The following is a 5,863-nucleotide window of genomic DNA, read 5'->3' on the forward strand; positions in this document are numbered from 1 at the left end:
GGGCCATGAGCCATGGGGCGCGAAGCGGTGGGCGGGACGCCGTATCTAGATGATGATCCGGAGAAAACAAGGGCTGGGCGGCGGGGTGGGGCAAAGGGAGTGGTGAATCTCTCGTACAGTTTGCGCCGTGGGATCTCTGCGCAATCCGGTCGGGCCGCTTCCCTCCTCCATCTACTGGCGACGGAGGGCCGTTCTGCTGACCGTCGCCGCGCTGCTGGCGCTCCTGGTCACCTGGGTGGTCACCAGCGGGGACGGCAACGGCGGGGGCAGCGAGAACGGGGCCAACGGCAAGAACCCCGTGCCCTCGATCACACCGGGGCCCACGAGTTCCGGTCCCGCGATCAGTCAAGCACCGGGCGGACGCGACGAGTCGAGCGGCGGCGGCGACACGTCCGGCTCGGGTTCGGACTCCGATGCGGGCGACGACGGCTCCGATGCCTCAGCGGGCGGAGCCGAGGCGACCAGCGGTTCCGGGGGCGGCGGTTCGGGTGACACGGGTGGCGGCAGCTCGGGCGAACAGGTCCCGGCCGGTTCGAGCCTCCCCAACTGCACTGCGGCCGCAGTCAAGTTGACGGTGCGCGGCACCAAGAACACGTACGAGCCCGGCCAGGAGCCCACCTTCGAACTGATCGCCCGGAACTCCTCCGACACCGACTGCAAGGTCGATCTCGGCCCCAGGAGCACGGTGTTGACGATCACTCAGGCCGACAGCGACGACGACATCTGGTCCTCCGCCGACTGCCCCGAGGAAGCCGCCAGCCTCACGTTCCGCGTCCCCGCCAAGGGCACCGCCGGCCACACCCTCAAATGGAACCGCAAGCCGAGCGCCCCCAACTGCGCGACGCCGTCAGGCGGTTCGGCCCCTGCGGGCACCTACCTGGTAGAGGCCAAGGCGCCGTCCCTGACGAAGGCACAGACGTCGTTCGTACTGGCGAAGGACTGAGACGACGGTCTGGGTCGAGGCTCGGGGCGAAGGGCTGAGGCGGCGGTTTGGGTCGAGGCTCGGGGCGAAGGGCTGAGGCGACGGTCTGGGTCGAGGCTCAAGGCGAAGGGCTGAGGCGACGGTCTGGGTCGAGGCTCAAGGCGAAGGGGCGAAGGCCAGGGTCCAGGAGCGAGGCCGGGGCCAGGGCCGGAATCAGGCAGAGGGCCAGGCCGGGGCTGGAGCGAGGCAGAGGCCGGGGCCAGGGACGGAGCGAGCAGAGGGCCAGGGGCCAGGTCCGAAGGGTTGAGAGCAAAGGGCCGTTGGCCAGGGCCGGGCAACACGGCGAGAGAGCCCTTCAGTCTCCTCCGGTGCCTTCCGCGGCCCAGTCCAACAACAACCAGCACCAGCCCGTCCGGCGCTTGAGGACGAGGCCGTTCAGGCCCACAGCGGGGCCCGGGGAGCAACCCCGGAGACGGTCACCCCCACCCAGAGCACCCCACCCACAGAGCGCACCCAGAGCACCGGCCGAGCGCCGCAGGCTAGACGTACCGCTCGAGAATCGACGACTCCGCCAACCGCGACAGCCCCTCCCGTACGCTGCGCGCCCGTGCCTCGCCCACTCCGTCCACCGTCTGGAGGTCGTCCACACTCGCCGCCAGCAGCTTCTGCAGGCCCCCGAAGTGCTCCACCAGCCGGTCGATGATCGCACCCGGCAGCCGCGGCACCTTCGCCAGCAGCCGGAAGCCGCGCGGCGACACCGCGGAGTCCATGCCCTCAGGAGAGCCCGTGTAGCCCAACGCGCGTGCCACTGTGGGCAGTTCGAGCAGCTCCGCATGGGTGAGCGCGTCCAGTTCGGCGAGCGCCTCGTCGACCGTGCGGGAACGCTTGGCCGTCGGCTCGGGTACGTAGTCCCGGACCACCAGCGAGCGCTCAGGCTCCACCCCGGCGATCAACTCGTCCAGCTGCAGGGCAAGCAGACGCCCGTCCGTGCCCAGCTCTACCACGTACTCGGCGATCTCCGTGGCGATCCGGCGCACCATCTCCAGCCGCTGGGCCACCGCTGAGACATCGCGGACCGTCACCAGGTCCTCGATCTCCAGCGCGGACAGCGTGCCCGCGACCTCGTCCAGCCGGAGCTTGTACCGCTCCAGGGTCGCGAGGGCCTGGTTGGCGCGGGACAGGATCGCCGCCGAGTCCTCGAGCACACGGCGCTGACCGTCGACGTACAGCGCGATGAGCCGCATGGACTGGGAGACGGAGACGACGGGGAAGCCGACCTGCTTCGACACCCGGTCCGCCGTGCGGTGCCGGGTGCCCGTCTCCTCCGTCGGGATCGTCGGGTCGGGCACCAGCTGCACACCCGCCCGCAGGATCTTCGACAGGTCCGAGGACAGCACGATGCCGCCGTCGAGCTTGCACAGCTCACGGAGCCGCGTCGCCGTGAACTCGACGTCCAGGACGAAGCCGCCGGTACACATCACCTCGACGGTCTTGTCGGAGCCGAGCACGATGAGCCCGCCGGTGTTGCCGCGGAGAATCCGCTCAAGGCCGTCGCGCAGGGCCGTGCCCGGGGCCACGGCGCTCAGTGAGGCGCGCATCAGGCCATCGGCACCGGAGCTCCCACCGGACTTTCCGGGAGCTGCTGCCCGGTCGTTGGCTGCCACTGCACTCCTCCGGTCGCAGGTTCTTCAGGCGCTCCCGTTTCGCACCCTTGGTTCGTACGGACGGGCGAGACCAGGGCAAAGTCTACCGGCGGTCCTCCTCCTCCCGTGGGGCCTCTCTGCGACGGGAGCGTGGAAGAACTCTCAGCGCGTCCCCCATATCGGCCACTTCCAGGACCTTCATCCCGGGCGGGACCTTCCCGGGATCGCCCGGTACGAGCGCGTGCGTGAAGCCGAGGCGGTGGGCCTCGGCGAGGCGGCGCTGGACGCCCGTGACCCGTCTCACCTCACCCGCGAGACCCACCTCGCCGATCGCGACGAGGTTCTTGGGCAGCGGGGTGTCACTCGCCGCGGACGCCAGCGCGAGCGCTATCGCCAGGTCCGCGGCCGGCTCCGAGAGCTTCACGCCCCCGACCGTCGCGGAGTAGATGTCCCGCTTGCCCAGGGCGCTGATCCGGCCGCGCTGCTCCAGGACGGCGAGCATCATCGAGACCCGGGAGGTCTCCAGCCCGGAGGTCGTACGGCGCGGAGAGGGGATCTGCGAGTCGACGGTGAGCGCCTGGACCTCGGCGACCAGGGGGCGGCGGCCCTCCAGCGTCACCGTCAGGCACGTGCCCGGCACGGGCTCGGCGCGGCGGGTCAGGAACAGACCGCTCGGGTCGGCCAGACCCGTGATGCCCTCGTCGTGCAGCTCGAAGCAGCCGACCTCGTCCGTCGCGCCGTATCGGTTCTTGACGCCCCGTACGAGCCGCAGGCGCGCGTGGCGGTCGCCCTCGAAGTGCAGCACCACGTCCACGAGGTGCTCCAGCAGGCGCGGGCCCGCGATCGCGCCGTCCTTGGTGACATGGCCCACGAGGAGGGTGGCCATACCGCGATCCTTGGAGGCACGGATCAGGGCTCCGGCGACCTCGCGGACCTGGGCCATACCGCCGGGGGCGCCGTCGATCTCCGGGGAGGCCACCGTCTGCACGGAGTCGAGGATCAGCAGCGAGGGCTTCACCGCGTCCAGGTGACCGAGCACGGCGGCCAGGTCGGTCTCCGCCGCGAGGTAGAGGTGGTCGTCGATGGCCTTGATGCGGTCGGCGCGCAGCCGGACCTGGCTCGCCGACTCCTCGCCCGTGACGTACAAGGTGCGGTGCTCGTCGCTCGCCGCCTTGGCGGCCACGTCCAGCAGCAGCGTGGACTTGCCGACCCCGGGCTCGCCCGCGAGGAGGACGACGGCGCCGGGGACGAGACCGCCGCCGAGGACGCGGTCGAGCTCCGGCACGCCGGTGGAGCGGGCGGTGGCCTGGCGCCCGTCCACCTGCCCGATCGGCAGCGCTGAGGTGGTGACGCGGCCCGGTGTCGTCGTACGGACCGCGGGCGCGCCGTACTCCTCGACCGTCCCCCATGCCTGGCACTCGGGGCAGCGGCCGAGCCACTTGGCCGTCTGCCAGCCGCACTCGGTGCAGCGGTAGGACGGCCGGTCCTTGGTGGTCTTGGTACGGGCAGCCATGGACGAAACCGTAACCGAGCCCACTGACACCGCGTGCGGCCTGTGGACAACACCCCGACCGGTGCCGCGCCGGGTGCCCGCGCCCGGCCTTCGGTCCGGTCGGCAGGAACGGTCACAGGAACGGTCATAAGCCGCGGAACCCCCTCTTCCTGTCCCCTTATGAGGGATCGTTTCACCCGTATGGATTAAAAGAGGGCAAGGAGGGAGAAGGGGTCACCGGCCGCCGCATACGGTCGCACGGGTGATGAGCAGCAGCCCGGAGACCTCCCCCCGCACCGTCGGCGCACACCGAGCGCACCGCGAGGCGCGCGACCGAGAGACCGCGCAGTCGTCGGCGCAGCGCCCGTCCGCGTGCCACGAGCCGTATCTGGACGGCCTGTTCACCTACTGTCTGTCCGCGCTGTGCGACCACGACGCGGCGACCGCCGCCCTGGTCGACGTCCTCGCCCTCGCCGAGCGCCGCCGCGGCCCCGACGCCGAGGCGGACCGCCGGTCCTGGCTGTACGCCCTGGCCCGCTGGGCGTGTCTGCGGAGACTGGCCGAGGACAAGCAGAAACGTCTGAGCACGCATGCGTCCGGCCGCCACGGCACCGAGAAACACCACGCCCAGAAGACGGCCCAGAAAACGGCCCAGAAAGCCGCCCCCGCCGTCTCCGAGGAGGACCGGCAGCGGCGACAGCGGGAACTCGCCCTGCTCGCCTGGCCCGAGGCCGCCGGTACGACGCCCGAACAGCGTGAGGCGCTGGAACTCGCCGTACGTCACCAGCTCGCGCCGCACGAGGTCGCCGCCGTCCTCGGCTTGGCCCCCGCCGCCGCGCGCGACCTGCTCGCCTCCGCCGCCTGCGAGGTGGAGCGCACCCGTGCAGCGCTCGCCGTCGTCGAGACCGGTTCCTGTCCGAGCGTCGCCCGGCTCACCGGCGACCACCAGCTCGTCCTCAGCACCACCCTGCGCCACGAACTCGTCCGCCATGTCGACGACTGCCCCGGCTGCCGCCGCACCGCCGAGCGCGCCGCCCCCGGCCGCTGGCCCGGCACCACCGTCACCCCCGCCGCACTGCCGGTGCTCGAAGCCCCGCGCGCGGCCCTGCACCTGGCGACGGCCCACCTCACACGCGCGCGTGGCGGCGCTCCGCGCTTCGACCGGCGCGGCTTCCCCATGGACCCCAGGGTCCGCGCGGCCCGCCGCGACCGCCTGCGCGCGCGTGCCGTCACGACGACCGTCGTCGCCACCGTGGTCGCCGCACCCGTCCTCGCCCTCTGGGCCGCCTACCGGGGGGCGCCCCTGACCGGAGAGGGAGTCGCCGGCAGCGTCGCCACCGCGCGCGAGGCACAGGGGCCCACCGGGCTGCGCGGCGAGGCCGCGGGCGCGTACGAGCACGCGGGCAACGCCGGGGCCGAACCGGACGCCCGCTACGTCAAGAAGGCCAAGCACGCCTCCGACGTCTCCGTCGAGGTCATCAGCGCCCCCGGAGAGGGGGCCGGGGAGCTCGACATCGAGGTCGGCGACAGCGGTGCCCCCGGTGACACCAAGGTCATCACCCTGACCGCGACCGGGACAGCACCGGTCGACTGGTCCGTGCGCACGCGCCAGAACTGGATCTACTTCAGCCGGTCCTCGGGAACCCTCGCCCCGGGTGAAACGTTGACGATCAAGGTGTACGTCGACCACCTGCGCGAGCCGGCTGGGCACTGGAGCGCACGGGTGACGATCGCGCCCACCGGGGCCGTCGTCTCCCTCGAGGGATACGGCACCGCACCTTGGCCGGAGGACCCGCGCCCCACCCC

General features: G+C 72.0%; 4 protein-coding genes. 2 read left to right on the plus strand and 2 right to left on the minus strand.

The features are described 5' to 3' along the window. Positions 1-127 precede the first annotated feature (127 nt). Entirely contained in the window at positions 128-943 is an 816-nt protein-coding gene (locus FNH04_RS40030; RefSeq protein ID WP_322725241.1) for a hypothetical protein, read from the plus strand. A gap of 518 nt (positions 944-1,461) precedes the next feature. On the opposite strand, the gene disA is transcribed toward FNH04_RS40030, so the two are convergent. Together disA and radA are read right to left on the minus strand one after the other, a co-directional pair. After that, positions 1,462-2,586 (minus strand): DNA integrity scanning diadenylate cyclase DisA, encoded by a 1,125-nt coding sequence (disA, locus tag FNH04_RS40035; protein WP_322725243.1) that lies wholly within the window; start codon positions 2,584-2,586, stop codon positions 1,462-1,464. A gap of 82 nt (positions 2,587-2,668) precedes the next feature. Further along, the gene (gene radA, locus FNH04_RS40040; RefSeq protein ID WP_152791044.1) at positions 2,669-4,078 is read right to left on the minus strand and encodes a DNA repair protein RadA; all 1,410 of its coding nucleotides are present in this window, start codon (positions 4,076-4,078) and stop codon (positions 2,669-2,671) included. Between the two features lie 241 nt (positions 4,079-4,319). Between radA and FNH04_RS40045 the strand changes: the two genes are divergently transcribed. Further along, the coding region (locus FNH04_RS40045) for a BACON domain-containing protein (protein WP_322725245.1) at positions 4,320-5,863 on the plus strand (1,544 nt) is incomplete at its 3' end.

It is taken from the genome of Streptomyces phyllanthi (assembly GCF_009377205.1).
Taxonomy (GTDB): domain Bacteria; phylum Actinomycetota; class Actinomycetes; order Streptomycetales; family Streptomycetaceae; genus Streptomyces; species Streptomyces phyllanthi.